This window comes from Acidovorax sp. (assembly GCF_046314175.1).
Lineage (GTDB): Bacteria > Pseudomonadota > Gammaproteobacteria > Burkholderiales > Burkholderiaceae_C > Acidovorax.
Genome location: NZ_JBKBXG010000052.1, coordinates 1 through 18,714 on the forward strand (window position 1 = coordinate 1; position 18,714 = coordinate 18,714).

At 63.1% G+C, this 18,714-nt stretch carries 16 protein-coding genes; 6 read left to right on the forward strand and 10 right to left on the reverse strand.

Features of this window, described 5'->3' with window-relative positions:
• The 5 genes from ACK4OE_RS15555 to scpA all read right to left on the reverse strand — a co-directional run.
• Window positions 1-730: acyl-CoA carboxylase subunit beta (locus tag ACK4OE_RS15555; RefSeq protein ID WP_409885785.1), on the reverse strand; the 730-nt coding region annotated here is incomplete at its 3' end.
• A 61-nt stretch (window positions 731-791) separates the two neighbouring features.
• Window positions 792-1,790, reverse strand: coding sequence for a methylmalonyl Co-A mutase-associated GTPase MeaB (gene meaB, locus ACK4OE_RS15560; protein WP_409885787.1), 999 nt, complete (start codon window positions 1,788-1,790; stop codon window positions 792-794).
• Entirely contained in the window at window positions 1,787-2,269 is a 483-nt protein-coding gene (locus ACK4OE_RS15565; protein WP_409885788.1) for a GNAT family N-acetyltransferase, read from the reverse strand. The genes meaB and ACK4OE_RS15565 overlap by 4 nt, the downstream gene beginning before the upstream one ends.
• A gap of 119 nt (window positions 2,270-2,388) precedes the next feature.
• Window positions 2,389-2,562, reverse strand: coding sequence for a hypothetical protein (locus ACK4OE_RS15570; RefSeq protein ID WP_409885790.1), 174 nt, complete (start codon window positions 2,560-2,562; stop codon window positions 2,389-2,391).
• A gap of 57 nt (window positions 2,563-2,619) precedes the next feature.
• Complete coding sequence (scpA, locus tag ACK4OE_RS15575) at window positions 2,620-4,791, reverse strand: methylmalonyl-CoA mutase (RefSeq protein ID WP_409885792.1); 2,172 nt, start codon at window positions 4,789-4,791, stop codon at window positions 2,620-2,622.
• Between the two features lie 129 nt (window positions 4,792-4,920).
• On the opposite strand from scpA, the gene ACK4OE_RS15580 reads away from it, so the two are divergent.
• On the forward strand, window positions 4,921-5,556 hold the full coding sequence (locus ACK4OE_RS15580) for a GntR family transcriptional regulator (protein WP_409885794.1): 636 nt from the start codon (window positions 4,921-4,923) through the stop codon (window positions 5,554-5,556).
• Window positions 5,557-5,589: 33 nt separating this feature from the next.
• Here the strand turns inward: ACK4OE_RS15580 and ACK4OE_RS15585 are convergent, their stop codons facing one another.
• The gene (locus ACK4OE_RS15585) at window positions 5,590-6,105 is read right to left on the reverse strand and encodes a hypothetical protein (protein WP_409885796.1); all 516 of its coding nucleotides are present in this window, start codon (window positions 6,103-6,105) and stop codon (window positions 5,590-5,592) included.
• Window positions 5,997-6,932: a ferric reductase-like transmembrane domain-containing protein gene (locus tag ACK4OE_RS15590; RefSeq protein WP_409885798.1), complete on the reverse strand. Its 936-nt coding sequence runs from the start codon at window positions 6,930-6,932 to the stop codon at window positions 5,997-5,999. Before ACK4OE_RS15590 ends, ACK4OE_RS15585 begins: the two co-directional genes overlap by 109 nt.
• 546 nt (window positions 6,933-7,478) lie before the next feature.
• Between ACK4OE_RS15590 and ACK4OE_RS15595 the strand changes: the two genes are divergently transcribed.
• Window positions 7,479-9,344: an AMP-dependent synthetase/ligase gene (locus ACK4OE_RS15595; RefSeq protein ID WP_409885800.1), complete on the forward strand. Its 1,866-nt coding sequence runs from the start codon at window positions 7,479-7,481 to the stop codon at window positions 9,342-9,344.
• Between the two features lie 12 nt (window positions 9,345-9,356).
• On the opposite strand, the gene ACK4OE_RS15600 is transcribed toward ACK4OE_RS15595, so the two are convergent.
• The gene (locus tag ACK4OE_RS15600; RefSeq protein ID WP_409885803.1) at window positions 9,357-10,487 is read right to left on the reverse strand and encodes a saccharopine dehydrogenase family protein; all 1,131 of its coding nucleotides are present in this window, start codon (window positions 10,485-10,487) and stop codon (window positions 9,357-9,359) included.
• Window positions 10,488-10,635: 148 nt separating this feature from the next.
• Between ACK4OE_RS15600 and ACK4OE_RS15605 the strand changes: the two genes are divergently transcribed.
• Entirely contained in the window at window positions 10,636-11,112 is a 477-nt protein-coding gene (locus ACK4OE_RS15605; protein WP_409885805.1) for an Lrp/AsnC family transcriptional regulator, read from the forward strand.
• 100 nt (window positions 11,113-11,212) lie between these two features.
• Here ACK4OE_RS15605 and ACK4OE_RS15610 read toward each other — a convergent pair whose 3' ends face one another.
• Complete coding sequence (locus tag ACK4OE_RS15610) at window positions 11,213-11,800, reverse strand: lysophospholipid acyltransferase family protein (protein WP_409885807.1); 588 nt, start codon at window positions 11,798-11,800, stop codon at window positions 11,213-11,215.
• Between the two features lie 263 nt (window positions 11,801-12,063).
• Between ACK4OE_RS15610 and ACK4OE_RS15615 the strand changes: the two genes are divergently transcribed.
• Complete coding sequence (locus ACK4OE_RS15615; protein WP_409885809.1) at window positions 12,064-13,278, forward strand: alkane 1-monooxygenase; 1,215 nt, start codon at window positions 12,064-12,066, stop codon at window positions 13,276-13,278.
• Between the two features lie 171 nt (window positions 13,279-13,449).
• A complete protein-coding gene (gene dusA, locus ACK4OE_RS15620) occupies window positions 13,450-14,526 on the forward strand; it encodes a tRNA dihydrouridine(20/20a) synthase DusA (RefSeq protein ID WP_409885810.1) in 1,077 nt (358 codons plus the stop codon).
• Here dusA and ACK4OE_RS15625 read toward each other — a convergent pair.
• A complete protein-coding gene (locus ACK4OE_RS15625) occupies window positions 14,519-17,350 on the reverse strand; it encodes an EAL domain-containing protein (protein WP_409885813.1) in 2,832 nt (943 codons plus the stop codon). The genes dusA and ACK4OE_RS15625 overlap by 8 nt on opposite strands.
• A gap of 230 nt (window positions 17,351-17,580) precedes the next feature.
• Between ACK4OE_RS15625 and ACK4OE_RS15630 the strand changes: the two genes are divergently transcribed.
• Complete coding sequence (locus tag ACK4OE_RS15630) at window positions 17,581-18,669, forward strand: GTP pyrophosphokinase family protein (protein ID WP_409885815.1); 1,089 nt, start codon at window positions 17,581-17,583, stop codon at window positions 18,667-18,669.
• Window positions 18,670-18,714: the final 45 nt, after the last annotated feature.

Below are 18,714 nucleotides of genomic sequence, written 5' to 3' on the forward strand. Positions count from 1 at the left end.
AGTTGTACAGGCGGCGCAGCATCATCAGCGCCTCCACGTCGTTCTCGAACGCCATGTCGGCCACACCGCTCTTGGTGGTGTGCGTCACGGCGCCGCCCAGTTCCTCGGCCGTCACCTCTTCGTGCGTCACGGTCTTCACCACGTCGGGGCCGGTGACGAACATGTAGCTCGAATCCTTGACCATGAAGATGAAGTCCGTCATGGCGGGCGAGTACACGGCGCCGCCTGCGCTGGGGCCCATGATCATGCTGATCTGCGGGATCACGCCGCTGGCCAGCACGTTCTTCTGGAACACGTCGGCATAGCCGCCGAGGGACGCCACGCCTTCCTGGATGCGCGCGCCGCCCGAGTCGTTGAGACCGATGACCGGTGCGCCCACCTTCATCGCCTGGTCCATCACCTTGCAGATCTTTTCGGCATGGGTTTCGCTGAGCGCGCCGCCAAACACCGTGAAGTCCTGACTGAACACGAACACCAGGCGGCCGTTGATCATGCCGTAGCCCGTCACCACACCGTCGCCGGGGATCTTGTTGTCCTCCATGCCGAAGTCGGTGCAGCGGTGCTCGACGAACATGTCCCATTCTTCAAACGTGCCGTCGTCCAGCAGCAGCTCAATGCGCTCGCGCGCCGTGAGCTTGCCCTTGGCGTGCTGCGCGTCGATGCGCTTTTGCCCGCCGCCCAGGCGCGCCTGTGCGCGCTTTTTCTCCAGTTGATCCAGGATGTCTTGCATGGTCGTCCTTTGGTGAAATCGGTGTCTGTTGAAATACTATTGTTTTGATAGCTGCCAGCGCTTAACCAGCCTGCGCTAGCAGCAAATTTCGTGCTGCAGTCGAGGCTGCGATACGCCCTGCGGCCACATCGGCCTGCATCTGCGGTAGCAGCTCGCGCACCTGCGGGTGCTGGCGGAATGCCTGCTTCAGGCCCGCGTCGATACGCTCCCACATCCAGGCCAGCGCCTGCCTCTCGCGCCGCGTGGCCAGGCGGCCGTTGGCGGTTTGCAGCTGGCGGAACTGCGTGACGGCGGCCCAGAAGCTGTCCACGCATTGACCCAGCAACGCACTGATCTGCAGGACTTTGGGGTGCCACTGGGTGTCGTTGTGGTGCGCGTTCTCGGGGTTGCCGTGTTGGCTGAGCAGGCGCAGCGACGAGGTGATCTGCGCCTCGGCCCGGGTGGCGGCGTTCTTGTCGATGTCGGCCTTGTTGATGACCACCAGATCGGCAATCTCCATCACGCCCTTCTTGATGGCCTGCAGGTCGTCGCCCGCGTTGGGCAGCTGCATCAGCACAAACATGTCCGTCATGCCTGCCACCGCAATCTCGCTCTGGCCCACGCCGACGGTCTCGACGATCACCACGTCGTAGCCTGCGGCCTCGCAGACCAGCATGGCCTCGCGGGTCTTCTCTGCGACTCCGCCCAGGGTGCCGCTGGACGGGCTGGGGCGGATGTAGGCCTTCTCGTGTACAGACAGATGCTCCATGCGCGTCTTGTCGCCCAGGATGGACCCGCCTGAGACGGTGCTGGACGGGTCGATGGTGAGAACGGCCACGCGGTGGCCCTGGCCGATGAGGTACAGGCCCAGGGCTTCGATGAAGGTGGACTTGCCTACGCCGGGTACGCCGCTGATGCCCAGGCGGAAGGATTGGCCGGTGTGGGGGAGCAATTGGGTCAGCAGCTCGTCGGCCTGGGCGCGGTGGTCTGCCCGAGTGGATTCGAGCAGGGTGATGGCTTTGGACATGGCGCGGCGCTGCAGGGGGCCGGGTTGACCGAGCACATCTTGGTAGAGGTTCATGGCGACACCTCCACTGCAGCCTTCTCGAACGCAGGGCTCCACCGGTATTCCAGGTCGAACTCCTGCTCCTCCACCAGTTGAAAACCATGGCGCAGATAAAAGCGGTTGGCATCACTGCCGCGCAAAGCGCCCAGGGTTATGTCACGTGTCTCTGCCCTGGCCTGTTCCTTCGCCCAACTGAGCGCCCACGCACCCGCTCCGCAGCCCTGGTGACCCGGGCGGATGTAGAGGTGGTGCAGCCGCGCCTGCGGCAGCGTCGCATGCGGGATGAGGGTGAGATAGCCAATGCGCTCAGCGCCCTGCACGATGTGGCGCATGCAGGCGGGCACGAAAGCACTGCGCAAACGCTCCCGCACGCGCACCGCATCGAACCGGCCGAGCCGCTCCAGGCTTTCTTGCAACGCTTGGGCACGCAGGTCGGCCATGGCCTCGAAGTCCGCGCCCAGAACGTCTTCAAAACTGAACATCAGGTCACGCATGGGTCTACATTCTGAAAACAGACTGAGAGCACGTTGGCTGGAGCGTCGTCTACAACGCCGTCCAGCCTGCCTTCGCTCAGGCTGAGGTGAATGGTCGCGAGAAAAGGCTTCATCCAGGATCAATCTTCAGAAGGCAACAGGATCCACACCGCAAGACCAACCGCAGCCAAGATGACGCAGACACCCAGAAATCTCCAGTCGTTTCGGATCAAAGCAGCGCCGATCCCGCCAAGGACGAGGCCTTCCCATATCGCAGACAGTGCGCGGTTTGCTGGGCTCAATGGCTTGTTCATGCGAGTCCTTTGAATGAATCCGACAAGAAGGTACGGATCTACAAGCGCCGAGGCGATTCAGGCCTCGACAGCCTTGCGAATCTGCTCCAGCACATCCTTCGCGCTGGCTGGAATCGGTGTACCAGGTCCATAAATACCCTTCACGCCTGCGTCGTACAAGTGCTCATAGTCCTGCGCCGGAATCACCCCGCCCACAAACACAATGATGTCGTCTGCACCTTGGTCCTTGAGGGACTGAATGATGGCCGGCACCAGCGTCTTGTGCCCCGCAGCCAGCGTGCTCACGCCCACAGCATGCACGTCGTTTTCAATCGCCTGGCGGGCGCATTCCTCTGGGGTCTGGAACAGCGGGCCCATGTCCACGTCAAACCCCAAATCGGCAAACGCCGTGGCCACCACCTTGGCGCCCCGGTCGTGGCCGTCCTGACCCAGCTTGGCAATCATCACGCGCGGGCGACGGCCCTGGGCTTCGGCGAAATCGTTGATTTCGGTCTTGAGTTTGTCCCAGCCTTCGGCCGAGTCGTAAGCAGCTGCGTACACACCGGTCACCTTTTGTGTATCGGCGCGGTGGCGCCCGTAAACCTTCTCCAACGCATCGCTCACCTCACCCACCGTGGCGCGCAGGCGCATGGCCTGGATGGAGAGATGAAGCAGGTTGCCCTCACCGCTTTCTGCTGCAGAAGTGAGAGCATCTAACGCTTGCTGGACAAGCGCTGGGTTGCGTTTTGCCCTGATATTTTTCAGGCGTTCGATCTGGCCGTCGCGCACCATCACGTTGTCGATCTGCAGGATATCGACCGGGTCTTCCTTCGCCAGCTTGTATTTGTTGACGCCCACGATCACGTCCTTGCCGCTGTCGATGCGCGCCTGCTTCTCCGCAGCAGCGGCTTCGATCTTGAGCTTGGCCCAGCCGCTGTCCACGGCCTGGGTCATGCCGCCCATGGCCTCGACCTCTTCAATGATCTTCCAGGCGGCATCCATCATGTCCTGGGTCAGCTTTTCCATCATGTAGCTGCCAGCCCAGGGGTCCACCACGTTGGTGATGTGCGTTTCTTCCTGAATGATGAGTTGCGTGTTGCGCGCGATGCGCGAGCTGAACTCGGTGGGCAGCGCGATGGCTTCATCGAGCGCATTGGTGTGCAGGCTTTGCGTGCCACCAAACACGGCGGCCATGGCCTCGATGGTGGTGCGCACGATGTTGTTGTAGGGGTCTTGTTCGGTCAGCGACCAGCCCGAGGTCTGGCAGTGCGTGCGCAGCATCAGGCTCTTGGGGTTCTTGGCGCCAGTCTCCTTCATGATGCGGCACCACAGCAGGCGTGCGGCGCGCATCTTGGCGACTTCGAGGTAGAAGTTCATGCCAATCGCCCAGAAGAACGACAGGCGTCCGGCGAATTCGTCCACGTCCAGGCCGGTGGCGATGGCGGTTTTGACGTATTCCTTACCGTCCGCCAGCGTGAAAGCCAGCTCCAGCGCCTGATTGGCCCCCGCCTCCTGCATGTGGTATCCCGAGATCGAGATCGAGTTGAACTTGGGCATGTTCTTGGCCGTGTAGCCAATGATGTCGCCAATGATGCGCATGCTCGGCTTGGGCGGGTAGATGTAGGTGTTGCGCACCATGAACTCTTTCAGAATGTCGTTCTGAATGGTTCCGCTGAGCTTGTCCTGGCTCACGCCCTGTTCTTCCGCCGCCACCACGTAGCCCGCCAACACGGGCAGCACGGCGCCGTTCATGGTCATGGAGACGGACACCTTGTCCAGCGGGATCTGGTCGAACAGGATCTTCATGTCCTCCACCGAATCAATCGCCACACCGGCCTTGCCCACGTCGCCCGTCACGCGCGGGTGATCGCTGTCGTAGCCACGGTGCGTGGCCAAATCAAACGCCACCGACACGCCCTGCCCGCCAGCCGCGAGGGCCTTTCGGTAGAAGGCGTTGGATTCTTCGGCCGTAGAAAAACCGGCGTATTGGCGGATCGTCCATGGCCGCACCGCATACATGGTGGCCTGGGGGCCGCGCAGGTAGGGCTCAAAACCGGGCAAGGTGTTGGCGTATGGCAGGTTGGCTGTGTCTTCGGCGGTGTACAGCGGCTTGACAGTGATGCCGTCTGGCGTAACCCAGTTCAGAGCGCTGACGTCGCCCCCTGGGGCCGACTTGGCGGCCGCCTTGGCCCAGGCTTCCAGAGAAGACGCGGCAAACTCTGGGGCATTGTTGTTGGGTGTGTCACTCATGGCGAAGACTTCTCCGAAGATGGCGTTGCGGGCGCAGACAAACGTGAGGGCTGGCCCCAATGTGGCGGCGAGTTTACATCATTCATAATTATTCATTCAAAATATTCTGCCCACCTTACAATCCGCCCCATGTCCGCTGTCACCCTCACTCCCCGCGCGCTCTATGAAGAAGTGGCCGAGCAATTGCGCCAGCGCATCTTCCGCCGCGAGCTGGAGCCCGGTAGCTGGATTGATGAACTCAAGATTGCCGAGGAATTCGGTATCAGCCGCACTCCTCTGCGTGAGGCGCTGAAGGTGCTGGCCGCCGAGGGCCTGGTCACAATGAAGGTGCGCCGTGGGGCCTATGTGACGGAGATGTCAGAGAAAGACCTGCGCGACGTGTACCACCTGCTGAGCCTGCTGGAGAGCGACGCCGCTAGCGTGGTGGCCGAGTGCGCCACCCCCGGACAGCAGCAAGCCTTGAAAGACCTGCACGCCGAACTGGAGGCCGCCGTGGGGGAGCGTGAAAGGTTTTTCTCGGTGAACGAGCGCTTTCACATGCTGGTGCTAGAGATGGCCGATAACCGCTGGCGCAGCCAGATGGTGGGTGACTTGCGCAAGGTGATGAAGCTCAACCGGCATAACTCGTTGTTCAAGCAAGGCCGCATGGAGGACTCTTTGAACGAACACAGGGCCATTCTTGCAGCCATGGTGGCGCGCGACACCAAGGCCACGGCGCAGGCCATGCAGGCGCATTTTGCGCAGGGCCTGGAGGCGGCAACCTGACCTGGCCTGGCGCGCGGCAGCGCCGCCCTGCGCTCACCGCATCTGAAACAGCTCTTGGTGAAAGCGGGCCTCGGGCAGGCCCAGGGCCATCAGGTCTTTCTTGAGCGACCGGCCAAAGGCTGCGGGTCCGCAAAACCAGATGTCTGCGTCCTGCCAGCCCGCCACTTGCGCCGCCAGGCGCGCGGCATCGAGCAGGCCGTCGCGCTCGCTCCACAGCACATGAAGCCGAACTCCCGCGGCCTGGGCATCGCGGGCAAGAAGGCCCAGGGCATGCTCGTCATAGGCGGCCGTGGGGTGAAACAGGTCGATGGCCTTCCCGTCGGGCACCACCGCCAGCGCCTTCATGCGCGCAATGAACGGCGTGATACCGATGCCCGCCCCGATCCATATCTGCCGTTCTTGCGGACCCTGAAAGTCGAATTTGCCGTAGGGCCCTTCGATCAGCACGGGATCGCCAGTCTGTACGCTGTCCTTGAGGGTACGGGTGTAGTCACCCAATGCCTTGATGATGAACGTGATGGTGCCGTCGCCACTCCAGGCCGATGCCATGGTGCCATGGTGTACGGATGGGGCCCTTCTCCTGCATGCAAGGTTACAAAGGCAAACTGGCCGGGTGTGTGCCCCGTCCAGCGGCCCGCACAGCGCACGTCCACCTGCGTCACATCCAGCGTGGCGTTGTGGCGCACAGCCACGACCTCGCCCGACACCTTGCGGGCAGTGGCCACCCGCCCAAAGAGCACCATGAACGCCGACGCCGTGCCTGCGGCCATCAACACGGCCATGACGGGTCCCAAAAGACCCGTCCAGTCCTCAAACCGAAGCAGAACCACGGAGTGCACGACGAGTGCCAGGTAGGCAATAGCGATCAGGTGGTGGGTCTTGAAGAAAAGCCGGTAGGGAAAGCGCTTTACCAGCGCCAGCACCATCAGGGCCACCGCGGCATAAAACGCCCATTCGCCAATGCCCTCCGCCAAGCCGCGCTGGCTTGCAAAGAACTGCTGCACCGGGGCGTCGACCAGCACGGACCGAGGGCCGCGCACAGGGCGCTCCAGCCAGCCCCAGCCCACCATCCATTTGGGCCCCTGGGCCAGCAGCCAATGGGAGATCGAAATCACCAGCGCCGAGATCCCCAGCCATTTGTGCAGGCGGTACATCTTGTCCAGCCCGCCCAGATACGGCTCAAAAACCACCGGACGCACGGCCAGCACCATCGCGGCGCTCATCACGCCGATGGCCAGCACCCCGCCGTATTGCATCAACACCGAACGCCAGGCAAAAAAGTCGGCCGGAGTGGACCAGGGCGTAAGGTCGGTGGCAAGCCACAGTCCTGTCAGGACACACAGGTAGATCCAGAGAAAGCGTTTGATGTTGTGCATGGGGCATTTCAAGTCGTAGTTTTAGAGCTTCCGCAGATCGGGACGTACCGCGCGCATCACTGTGGAGCGCGCCCCTTGCATGGGCGCTGTCTTGCGCAAGTCATGGGCTTGTTGGCTAAGACTGCACGATAGGACGTGCCGGTCAATCTGTGTTGTCCCAACGTATCCACTGGGTGAATGAGGGCGGTCCGGCACAGCGAATACGCTCTTTTGTGCAACGTCTTTGCGCAAGGTCAAACGTTTCAAACGTTGCAAACTTTGTAGCCGTTGAAACCGTTGTGCTGCTGCACGCCTGGCTTTGCGGTGGTTGTCACGCAGCGCACACAGCGCGCTCAGGGCTTGGGGTGGGTGTATTGGTGCGGTAGGGGGTCGTCCACCATTGCGCGGGCAGAAACAAACCATTTCTGACAAAAGCGGTAGCACTGGAACGACCGCATCGTCCAGCGATGGCTATGATCCACCGCGCTGCGTCGGCCCTTTTGCTGACGCGGCCTGGTTTCCACGGAAACCCTGCGCGAATTGTTCGGCGCCTTTCTTTTGAGCTTGATGACGTCTTTAGCCTCCCCTACTTCCTCCATGGCCAGCGTCCATACGCTGCCCCAGCTTCTTGCCTATCGCACCGCGAGCACCCCCAGCACGGCTGCCTACCAGGCGTTTGACCCATCCACCCAGACCTGGGCAAGCCTGACATGGGCGCAAACTGCGCAGCGCGTGGGCACCTGGGCGCAGGCACTGACGGCCATGCAGCTACCGGCTGCTGCGCGCGTTGCCATCCTGTTGCCCAACGGCCTGAACGCCATGTGCGCGGACCAGGCAACCTTGGCCACCGGCTGCGTTCCCGTGCCGCTGCATGCCATCGACAATCCCGGCAGCATTGCCTATATCCTGGCCGACTGCGAGGCGTCGATGCTCTTTGTGAGCCACGTGGAGCAGTGGGAAAAAATTCAGGCCGTCGGCACGCCATTTCCCGCCCTGCGTGCAGTGGTCATCACAGATGACGGCGCCTCGCTCACCGCAATACCAGCGTCTGGGGACGGCCCTGCGGTCGGTTCGCTGGCGCAATGGCTGGCCGGTGCAGCACATGCGGGCAGCGCAGCCGTTCCCAAAGCCCCGGAGGCAGACGACCTGGCGGCCATCGTCTACACCTCTGGCACCACAGGCAAACCCAAGGGTGTGATGCTGACGCACCGCAACGTGGTCAGCGACGTGAAGGCGGTGCTGGAGCGCATTGCGCCCACGGTGGATGACGTGTTCCTGTCGTTCCTGCCGCTGTCGCACACGTTTGAACGCACGGGAGGTTATTACCTGCCGATTGCAGCGGGCAGTTGCGTGGCCTACGCGCGGTCGGTGCAGCAACTGGCAGAAGACCTGAAGACCGTGCGCCCCACGGTGCTGGTGTCAGTGCCGCGCATCTACGAGCGCATCCACGCCAAGCTGCTCGAAAAGTTGTCACCCACGCCCTGGAAGATGCAGCTGTATGAAGCCGCGCAGAATAAGGGCTGGGCGCGGTTTTGCGCTGCCCAAGGCTTGCCTGCGCCGACTCCTGACGCCAGCAGCCAGGCCGCTGGCTGGATGGCCGCCCTGCCCTGGCCGGTGCTGAAGGCCCTGGTGGCAAAGCCGCTACTGGCCCAATTTGGCGGCCGCGTGCGCGTGGCGGTCAGCGGCGGCGCGCCGCTGTCGCCCACCATCGCCAAGTGTTTTCTGGGCCTCGGCCTGCCGCTGGTCCAGGGTTACGGCATGACCGAAACCGCCCCCGTGGTGTCGGTGAACTCATTGGACGACAACGACCCGGCCTGCGTGGGCAAAGCCCTGCCCGGCGTGGAAGTACGCATCGGCGACAACCGTGAGCTGCAGGTGCGTGGCCCTATCGTGATGAAGGGCTACTGGAAGCGCCCTCAAGACACGGCAAAGATATTGAGCGCCGACGGTTGGCTGGGCACGGGCGACCAGGCCGAGATCGTGAACGACCGCATCTATATCAAAGGCCGCATCAAGGAAATCATCGTCACCTCCACCGGCGAGAAGGTGCCCCCGGGCGACCTTGAGCTGGCCCTGTTGGCCGACCCGCTGCTGGAACAAGCCTTTGTGGTGGGCGAAAACCGCCCGTTCATCGCCTGCGTGGCCGTGCTCAAGCGCGACGAATGGCAGCGACTGGCGACCGACCTGGGCCTTAGCCCCCAGGCGGCAGAGAGCCTGAACCACCCCAGCGTGCACCGCGCAGTGCTGGCCCGCATCGAAAAGAACACTGCCAGCTTTGCGCGCTACGCCGTGCCGCGTGCGGTGCACTTGACGCTGGAGCCATGGACGATTGAAAACACCTTCATGACGCCCACGCTCAAGCTCAAGCGCAACAACCTGACGGCACACTTTGCCGAGGCGATTGAGGGGATGTACCAGAAGCCGGGGCGCTGAGCACGGGCTTTCTCAAAGCACCAACTCGCCCTCCCCGGCGTAGGCCACGCCAAACCGGTTCGCCAGGAAATCCGAGAGCGCCACGGACTCCTGGCCCACGAAGCCTCGCTGCGGCAACCGGCCTTGCGCCACCAGGTCCAGCGCCGTGCAGATGCCCGCCGCCGTGGTGAGCTGAATGGCGCTCAGCGTGTGCCCCGCCACCTTCTTGCCCACGATGCGGGCCGAGTAGGAGTCCTGTACCAGCCGCCCACCCTTGAGACCCGATGCCGTGGCAAACACCACGATCACGTCCTGGTCGGTGGTGGGAATGGCGCTTTCCAGAATGTCCTTGAACAGATCACGCCGGTCGCGCAAGCGCAGGTCGTTGAGCAGCAGCTTGAGGATGGCGTTGTGGCCGGGGTAGCGGATGGACTGGTAGTCCACCTGGCGTGCCGTGCCTGCCAGCGTTTCTGTCAAGGTACCCAACCCGCCGGACGTATTGAAGGCCTCGTACTCCACGCCGTCGAGCGCAAACGTCTCCAGCCCCTCCAGCGCAGGCACCGTAGTGCGGACGCCGTCCACAATCGCCTCGCAGGGGTTGCAGTATTCGTTGATGAGGCCCTCGGTGCTCCAGGTCAGGTTGTAGCGCAGGGCGCCCTGCGGGTAGCGGGGCAGCGCGCCCACCCGCATGCGCAAGGTGTGCAGGGTGTCAAAACGCCGGGCCAGGTCGTTGCCCACGATGCCGATGAACCCCGGCGCCAGGCCACATTGGGGCATGAGCACGCTGCGGGCCTTGGCGGCCAGCGCGCGGATGGCCTGGGTGCTGGCCACGTCTTCGGTCAGGTCAAAGTAGTGCACTGCGGCTGCGGCGCAAAGCGTCGCAACCGGCACGGCGCGGTGAAACGGCAGCGCGTTCAGCACGGCAAAACGGCCACCGATGGCGGTCTGCAGGCTTGCGTCGTCTGTCGCCAACTGGGTCGAGACGCCTAGCGCAGCCACCTCGGCCAGGCGGGCCGGGTCGCGGTCCACCGCTAGGATGTCGTAGTCGCCGGCCTGCTGCAGCAGCAGCGCCATGGCAAAGCCGATGTGGCCCGCGCCCAGGATGGAGATGGCGCGTTGGGCGGCGGTGTGGGAGGTGGTGGAAGTGTTGGAAAGGGTGGTCATGGCGGCACTCCCGGTGGTGGTTATTGCGAAAAGCAATAACCGGCGTTGAAGATGCATTGATGCTAGACAAGGGTGCTGTCAATGTGTAGCGCCCATAACGTCGAAAACTGCTCTTTGTTTTGTCATAACGGCGAATATGATGGCCGCTATGACTTTTACAGCCCATCAAGCCCCTTTACCTTCGCTGGACGACACCGACCGCCAGCTGCTGAGCCTGCTCCAGGCCAACGCCCGCGAAGGCACGGCCACGCTGGCACGCAAGCTGGGGCTGGCCCGCACCACCGTGGTGGCGCGCATTGCGCGGCTGGAGCGCTCTGGCGTGGTTGCAGGTTATGGGGTGCGGTTGGGCACCCGGCTCGATGCCACCACCGTGCGCGCGTGGTGCAGCATCAGCGTGTTGCCCAAAACGGCGCCCGCGGTGCTGCGCGCCCTGGAGGCCATGGCCGAGGTCGAAGAGGTATCCGCCGTGAGCGGGCCGTTTGACTATCTGGTGTTCTTGCGCTGCACCAGCCATGAGCAGCTCGATACCCTGCTCGACAAGGTGGGCCAGCTGGACGGCGTGCACCAGACGCAGACCAGCATCGTGCTCAGCCGCAAGATTGACCGACGCAGTGTGGGCGCGTGAATACGCCTTCTGCTAGAGCAAAAGCTTCATTTTTTATAGCTGCCATCGCTTTATAGATAAGCGCTAGAGGCCAATTTCATTCAAATTTTTACTGCCAACCTCAGGTATCGAACTGCGTCGGGTTCTTACCCTGGATGGGCGCATAAAACGCCTTGATGCGCGCCATGTCACCGTCCAGGTCGCCCGTGGGTTCAAACACCGGGCCCAGGCCGCCCACCTTGCGGCCATAGTCGACAAACGCCAGCACGATGGGCACCTGAGCCTGCTGGGCGATGAAATAGAAACCCGTTTTCCAGTGCCGCGTCTTGCCGCGCGTGCCCTCGGGCGGCACGATGAGTTGCATGGGTCCATCGGCATCCCGCATGGCCTGGGCCGATGTGGCGACCAGGTTGCTGGACTGGCCCCGGTTCACCGGAATGCCGCCCAACCAGCGCATCACCCCACCGAACGGCGCCCTGAACAGGCTGTGCTTGCCCATCCAGTACACCCGCAGGCGCAACGAGAACGCCAGCATCAGCGTGTACGGCAAGTCCCAGTTGCTGGTGTGGGGCGCCGCAATCAGCACGCTCTTGGCAGCGTGGGCGGGCAATGCGCCTTCGATCTTCCAGCCGGTGATATGCAGGGTAAAACGAGACAAGGCGCGCAGTAACGTGTTGACAACCGGCGTGTCAAAAATGGTGTGGTGCATAAGGGGAAGGCAGAAAACAAGGCTGCGGCTGGGGTGACGCAGGCATCAAAGGCGCGGGGAGTATCGCCGATTGGGCCTATGCCCGGGTTTGAGGCAGGGCAACCTCGCCCCTGCATTGCCCCCGAATCGCCACCCGCGGCAGCATTGTCAACAATCTTTTCCGCGCGGCGCTTTGGTCAAAAAACCCTGGTGTTTCAACCGCGTCTGAACAGAATGCCTGGCAAGGCTCCGTTTTTCTGGAGTCGATTCACGACACCTTGAACATGCTGCACGCCACCCGCTACGACGACACTCCCTACCGCGACCGCAAGCGGTATGCGTGGCTGCTGTCGCTGGTGGTGCCCTGCACCGTCGGCGTGGGCCCAGCGCTGATGCTGTGGACTGGCGAACCGCTGGCGCTGTGGACGCCCGTGGCGTTTTTCTACCTGGTAGCGCCGTTGCTGGACTGGCTGCTTGGCGTGGATCACAGCAACCCGCCGGAATCCGCCGTGCCCGCGCTGGAGCGCGACCGCTACTACCGCCGCATCACCTACTTGCTGGTGCCGGTGCTGTGGGCGGCTTTTATCTTCAGCACCTGGTTTGTGGCCACGCAGGCGTTGCCTTGGCATGGCGTTCTGGCCATGGTGTTGACCACCGGCACGGTGGGCGGCTTCTGCATCAACCTGGGGCACGAGCTGGGCCACAAGAACTCAAAACTCGAACGCTGGCTGGCCAAACTGGTGCTAGCGCCCACCGCCTACGGGCACTTTTTCATCGAACACAACCGGGGCCACCACCGCGATGTGGCCACCCCGGCTGACCCGGCGTCGTCGCGCATGGGCGAGTCGATCTACCGCTTTGTGCTGCGCGAAATGCCCGGCGCCCTGCGCCGCGCCTGGGCGCTGGAGAAAGACCGACTGGCGCGCCAGCAGCTGCCGCTGATTTCATGGCACAACGAAATCCTGCAACCCGCGCTGATCACCGTGCTGCTGTGGACCGCCCTGGCCCTGTGGCTGGGCCCGTTCGTGCTGCCGTTTCTGGTGGTGGCCTCGTTCTGGGCCAACTTTCAGCTCACCTCAGCCAACTATGTCGAACACTACGGTCTGCTGCGCACGCAAGACGCCAGCGGCCGCTACGAACCCTGCCAACCGCACCATTCATGGAACAGCAACCACCTGTTCTCCAACTGGGCGCTGTTTCACCTGCAGCGGCACTCCGACCACCATGCACACCCGCTGCGGCGCTACCAGTCGCTGCGGCATTTCGACCATGTGCCGCAGCTGCCGATTGGCTACTTCGGCATGTTCACCCTGGCCTACGTGCCGCCCCTGTGGCGCCGCGTGATGGACCCGCGCCTGCTGGCGATGGCCGGGCGCGATGCCAACCGCATCAACATCGAGCCGCGCCAGCGCGCCCAAGTGGTGCGCCGGTATGGGCTGCGTGACGTTACGCTGGCCTTGGACGTGCAAGCCGACAGACGCCACCGACCAAGGCGCTGACTCAGCCAATCTGCACGCTTCTCTTTTGATAGCTATCAGCGCTTGATGGATAAGCGCTAGAGCCCATTTTTATTCAAAAACACACGCTGGCACTGGCTGCAAGGTCGGTGGGATAATCGCGGCTTTCCGGTTGCAGCCCTTCGGGCGCCTTCATCCCCCACAGGCGCACGCATGCAACCGCCACCCTCCCCGCTTTGTAGTTTGCCCGTGGAACCCACCCTGAGCCCCTGGCGCATGTCCGTCGCCCCCATGATGGATTGGACCGATCGCCACTGCCGTTACTTTCACCGGCTGCTAACCCGCCAGACCCTGCTGTACACCGAGATGGTGAACGCGGGCGCCATCATCCATGGCGGCACCGAGCGGCACCTGCGCTTCAATGCCGAAGAACACCCCGTGGCACTGCAACTGGGTGGCAATGAGCCCGACAAGCTGGCAGAGGCCGCACGCTTGGGCGCGCAATGGGGCTACGACGAGATCAACCTCAACTGCGGCTGCCCCAGCGACCGGGTGCAGCGTGGTGCGTTTGGCGCCAGCCTGATGAAGGCACCCCAACTGGTGGCCGACTGCGTGAAGGCCATGAAAGACGTGGTCGATGTGCCGGTGACTGTCAAGCACCGCATCGGCATCGACAAGGTGGAGGACTACGGTTTTGTGCGCGACTTCATCGGCACCGTGGCGGACGCTGGGTGCACCGTGTTCATCGTTCATGCGCGCAACGCCTGGCTGCAAGGCCTCTCCCCCAAGGAAAACCGCGATGTCCCGCCCCTGCGCTACGAAGTGGTGCACAGGCTCAAGGCCGAGTTTCCGCAGTTCACTATCGCCATCAACGGCGGCATCACCACCGATGCGGTGGTGCAAGAGCAGCTCACGCACCTGGACGGCGTGATGATCGGCCGCGAGGCGTATCACAACCCCTGGTGGCTGGCCCGCTGGGACCAGCTTTACTACGGCGAGCAAGGTGGTGTGCCCTGCCCCCTGACCCGCGAAGAGGTGGAGCTGGCGATGGTCGAATACATGGAGCGCGAGGCCGCCCAGTACGGCACCCCCTGGCCCCACATCGCCCGCCACATGCTGGGCCTGCGCCACAGCCTGCCCGGCGCCCGCATCTGGCGCCAGGTGTGGAGCAACCATCTGCTCAAGGACCGCCCTGCGCGCGAGGTGCATGCGTTGGCGGTGCAGTCGTATGCCAACGCCGCGCCGCAATTGCAGACTGAGTCGCCCACGCAGCCGGCAAGCACTATTTAGTCAGCCGCCCCAGCCACACCGCCAGCGGCTCCGGCCGCCCAAACAGGTAGCCCTGCAGGCATTCGCACTGGCTTTCCACCAAAAAGTCCGCCTGAGCGCGGGTTTCGACGCCTTCGGCCACCACGCGCAGGTTCAGGTGGCGGGCGACGGAGATGATGGACTGCACGATGGCGGTGTCGCTCGGGTCGTCCGGGGTGTCGTTCACAAAGCTCTTGTCGATCTTGAGCTCATACAGCGGCAGCCGCTTGAGGTAGGCCAGGCTTGAATAACCAGTGCCAAAGTCGTCGATGGAGAACCGCACTCCCAGGCCCACGATCTCGGTCATGCGGGCGATGGTGTCGTCCAGGTCTTCGATGAGCAGGCTCTCCGTCACCTCCAGGATCAGGTTGGCCGGATGGGCGCCGGTATGGGCCAGCACATGGCGCACGCGCTCGACGAAATCGTCCTGGCGGAACTGGCGCTCGCTCACGTTGACCGACAGCGACAGCTCGCGCCCGGCGGCCTGCAAACTGGCCAGGGTTTCGCAGGCCTGCTGGATCATCCAGTCGCCCATGCGCAGGATGAGGCCCGAGGCCTCTGCGATGGGGATGAAGCGGCTGGGTGGCACGTTGCCGCGTGTGGGGTGCGTCCAGCGCATCAGCAGCTCGCCACCGACTACATTGCCCGCTGCGTCCACCTGGTTTTGCACAAAGGCGGCCAACTGGCCTTCGGCATGCGCTTTTTTCAGGTCTTGCTCCAGCGCCAGGCGCTCCTGCACATCGGCCTGCATGGCGGCTTCGTAAAAGCGGATGCGGTTTCGGCCCAGATCTTTGGCGCGGTACATGGCGGTATCTGCCTCGCGCAGCAGGTCTTCCACGCATTCACCGCGTTTGGGAAACAGGGTAATGCCGATGCTGCCGGTGCTGCTGTACAGATGGGTGCCGATGGAGTATGGCGCGTCCAGCGCGCTGCGCAGGTCCTCGGCAACCAGCAGCGCCGCTCGGCCAGCGGTTTCCACGTCGGCGGCCAGGTTGTGCACCAACACCACAAATTCATCGCCACCCAGGCGCGCCACGGTGTCGCCGGCCCTCAACCGCTGGGTGAGTCGCTGGGCGACCTGCATCAGCAGCGCGTCGCCCACCGTGTGGCCGCGCGCGTCGTTGATCTGTTTGAAGTCGTCCAGGTCGATGTACATCACGGCGCCCACCTGCGTCGTTCGCTGCGCGTTGAGCAATGCGTGTTCCATGCGGTCGAGCAGCATGCGGCGGTTGGGCAGCCCTGTCAGTGCGTCGAAGTAAGCCAGCTGGTGGGTGCGCGCCTCGGCCCGCTTGCGCTCGGTGATGTCACGTGACAGCGCAATGAACCGGGGCTCGTCTCCCTGCACAGCGCTGTGTTTGCGCGCAATGGACAGCTCGAACCAGTGCGCGGCGCCACCCAGCTCCAAACGGTATTGGTGGCCTGCCGAATAGCCCGTGCGGTGGGCGGCGTCCAACGCCGCGTGGCAGCCCGCTACCGCATCGGGGGGCAATACATTGGTCATGAGTCGACCCAGAAACATCTCGGGAGGCACCGCCAGCAACTCGGACCGCGCGGATCGGTAGTGGTGGATGCGGCCATCCAGGCCCAGCTCAAACAACAGATCGGGTATGGCGTCGAGCGTGCTCTCCAGGTCGTCACGGGTGGCGCGCAGCTCGGCCGTCATGCCGCGCGCCAGCGCCAGGGCCCGCTCGCGGCCGGTGGCCAGCAGCCATGTGAACCAGGCCAGCAACAAGCTCAAAGCACCCCCCGCAACTGCCACCAGGTAGTGACCATCGCCCTGGTAGCGTTGTTCAAACGCGGGCAAAGGCGACATTTGCAGCAACCAGTCGCGCCCACCCACCCGCAACATACGCGTACCTTGCGCGTCCCTGGTTGCGGGACCCTCTGTCAAAGACGCTGCCGGGCCGCCATAGAGACGAGCAACCGAACCAGCGTCACTGCCGTCGAAAATCTGCAAGCTGATGTCCGAATCAAACTCCAGCGCCATGCCCTGGATCACGTCTGCCAGCCTGAAAGGTGCCGAAACCCAGCCGACCAGCGAGGCCTGGCGGCTGATTTCGTTGGCGGGGTTGGCGTCCGCCTTGTAGACCGGCAGGTACATCACCAGCCCGGGATTGGCGCCGGGAGCCTGCCCGGGGGGAGTGTTGGGAGCTGTGTCCTGCCGCAGTATCAGGGGCCCGGACAGGGTGAATTCACCAGTATCGCGTGCGCGGTCCATTGCGGCCTTCCCTGCAGGAATGGTGAGCGCATCGAAGCCCAGTACTTTGACGTTGTCGCCCTTGAGCGGTTCGATGTGGGTGATGGGCGCATAAAAGTTGCGCTCGCCATCGGGCCATACGGTGTAACTGGGAAAGCCGCGCTGTCGCATGTCGGCAATGTGCGCGCCGAGCTCTGCCGATGGCAGTCGCAGGATGAGCGACACTCCTCGAAGCCCAGGCCGGGTCTCTTGTAACTGCAGCGCACCGACATAGGCCTGAAACTCATCACGGTCGATGCGCTCTGAACCCTCGGCATAGCCTTTGACCCCACGCAACACCACCTCGTACGTTGCCATACGGTCTTTGAGGTTGTAGGCAATGAGGTCAGCCGCCACCTGAAAGTTCTGCTCCCGCTTGGCCAGCGCCCCGCGCTCTTCACTGTGCCAGTACAAATAGGTGAACCCCAGCGTGAGCAGCGCCACTAGCAGTGGCAACACCACCGGGACCCAGCGGTGACTGACGCCAGCGCTGGCGGTGCTGCCCGGCGCCAAGCCGGCGACGCTGTCGCCTGGCTTAGGTGCGGTACCGGACGGCGGTGAAGTGGTCATTGCATTCCGGGTTGATTCAAGAGACGGGATGGGCTGACGGTGGCGTGCGTGATCAGCAAGCGGAACCACTGCACCATTATGAGCATCTGTCCCGCACTGCCAATGTGCATTTGCGCGCAAACTGGCCAACGCGTGCGCCGGTCGGTTAGATATGCTTGACCAGTGCCCAGGGTGCCAGCGCAGCGCGCGCTGTGCGCAGACGGCTTTTTAATCCATGGACATTGAAACGCATGCCATCGCTTGATTTCGACCGGGAGGAATCCCTTTTTCGTGCTTTTTATGCGCAGCAGTGCTCCGCCTTGGCGGTTGCCTGCGATGCACTCACCAGCATGGTGAGCGCAGTGGTGGCGCAGGCTGGTGGGGTGGACATCGCCAAGGTCGAGGGCCGCGTGAAGGATGCGGACGAGTGCATTCGCAAATTTGTGCGCAAATACCGGCCCGGTCTGGAAGAAAGCAACACGCCCTACGACATCCAGAGCTACATCACTGACCTGGTGGGCGTGCGTGTGGTGTGCCTGTACGAGGACGAGCTGGAGAAGATCGCCCAGATCGTGCGCGCCCGATTCGCGGTGATTGACGTCACCGACAAGGTGACGGCGGTGGAGAGCACCGAGGCGTCTTTTGGCTACAAGGGCCTGCACCTTGACCTCAAGCTCAGCGCCGCCGACCGCGATCTGCCTGAACATGCGGCCTATGCACAACTGCCTTTTGAGCTGCAGGTGCGCACCATCATCCAGGACTCGTGGAGTGTGCTGGACCACAAGATCAAGTACAAAAAGTCCATCCCGGGGCAACTGAAGCGGCGCATCAATGTGCTGTCTGCGTTGTTTGAACTCGCCGACCGGGAGTTTCGCCAGATCCGCGACGCCACCGCGGCCGAATTGCTGGAGGCGCCGGACGAAACCGCCGAGCCCGCGCCGGACGCGACGCAGGACCCTTTGGCGTCACACAATAAAACCGCATCCACCGGCAGCGAACTCAACGCGTTCACCTTTCTCAAGATCGCCACTCACTTCTTTAAGGACTTCGAGTTCGAGCCCTCCAAGGTGGACGGGTTTGTGGATGACATCCAGGTCTGGTCGCCGGGCATGACCCGGGCACGCTTCAACACCCTGATGCGCGAAACCGTGGGCGTGGTCAAGCGTTACAAGCAGCACTTTGAAGAGCAAAACCCGCAGGGCACCTTCAACCCCTACACGGTGATCCGGCACTGCCTGTACCTCAGTAACAAGGCAGCGTTTCGGCCGGCGCTGCGCAATTCCGCGCGCGAATCGTTCGAAGCGTGGCTGATAGAACATGCCGAACCCAAAGCTCAATAATATGAACCAAAAATCGGCCCAGCGCTTATCTGTATTGCGCTGATA

Bases quoted from the DNA above. Each gene is read 5' to 3' on its own strand.
- ACK4OE_RS15630 (WP_409885815.1), top strand. From the start codon at position 17,581: ATGCCATCGCTTGATTTCGACCGGGAGGAATCCCTTTTTCGTGCTTTT.
- ACK4OE_RS15570 (WP_409885790.1), bottom strand. From the start codon at position 2,562: ATGAACAAGCCATTGAGCCCAGCAAACCGCGCACTGTCTGCGATATGG.
- ACK4OE_RS15615 (WP_409885809.1), top strand. From the start codon at position 12,064: ATGCTGCACGCCACCCGCTACGACGACACTCCCTACCGCGACCGCAAG.
- ACK4OE_RS15600 (WP_409885803.1), bottom strand. From the start codon at position 10,487: ATGACCACCCTTTCCAACACTTCCACCACCTCCCACACCGCCGCCCAA.
- meaB (WP_409885787.1), bottom strand. From the start codon at position 1,790: ATGAACCTCTACCAAGATGTGCTCGGTCAACCCGGCCCCCTGCAGCGC.
- ACK4OE_RS15605 (WP_409885805.1), top strand. From the start codon at position 10,636: ATGACTTTTACAGCCCATCAAGCCCCTTTACCTTCGCTGGACGACACC.
- ACK4OE_RS15590 (WP_409885798.1), bottom strand. From the start codon at position 6,932: ATGCACAACATCAAACGCTTTCTCTGGATCTACCTGTGTGTCCTGACA.
- ACK4OE_RS15610 (WP_409885807.1), bottom strand. From the start codon at position 11,800: ATGCACCACACCATTTTTGACACGCCGGTTGTCAACACGTTACTGCGC.
- ACK4OE_RS15580 (WP_409885794.1), top strand. From the start codon at position 4,921: ATGTCCGCTGTCACCCTCACTCCCCGCGCGCTCTATGAAGAAGTGGCC.
- ACK4OE_RS15565 (WP_409885788.1), bottom strand. From the start codon at position 2,269: ATGCGTGACCTGATGTTCAGTTTTGAAGACGTTCTGGGCGCGGACTTC.
- ACK4OE_RS15595 (WP_409885800.1), top strand. From the start codon at position 7,479: ATGACGTCTTTAGCCTCCCCTACTTCCTCCATGGCCAGCGTCCATACG.
- scpA (WP_409885792.1), bottom strand. From the start codon at position 4,791: ATGAGTGACACACCCAACAACAATGCCCCAGAGTTTGCCGCGTCTTCT.
- dusA (WP_409885810.1), top strand. From the start codon at position 13,450: ATGCAACCGCCACCCTCCCCGCTTTGTAGTTTGCCCGTGGAACCCACC.
- ACK4OE_RS15585 (WP_409885796.1), bottom strand. From the start codon at position 6,105: ATGGCATCGGCCTGGAGTGGCGACGGCACCATCACGTTCATCATCAAG.
- ACK4OE_RS15625 (WP_409885813.1), bottom strand. From the start codon at position 17,350: ATGACCACTTCACCGCCGTCCGGTACCGCACCTAAGCCAGGCGACAGC.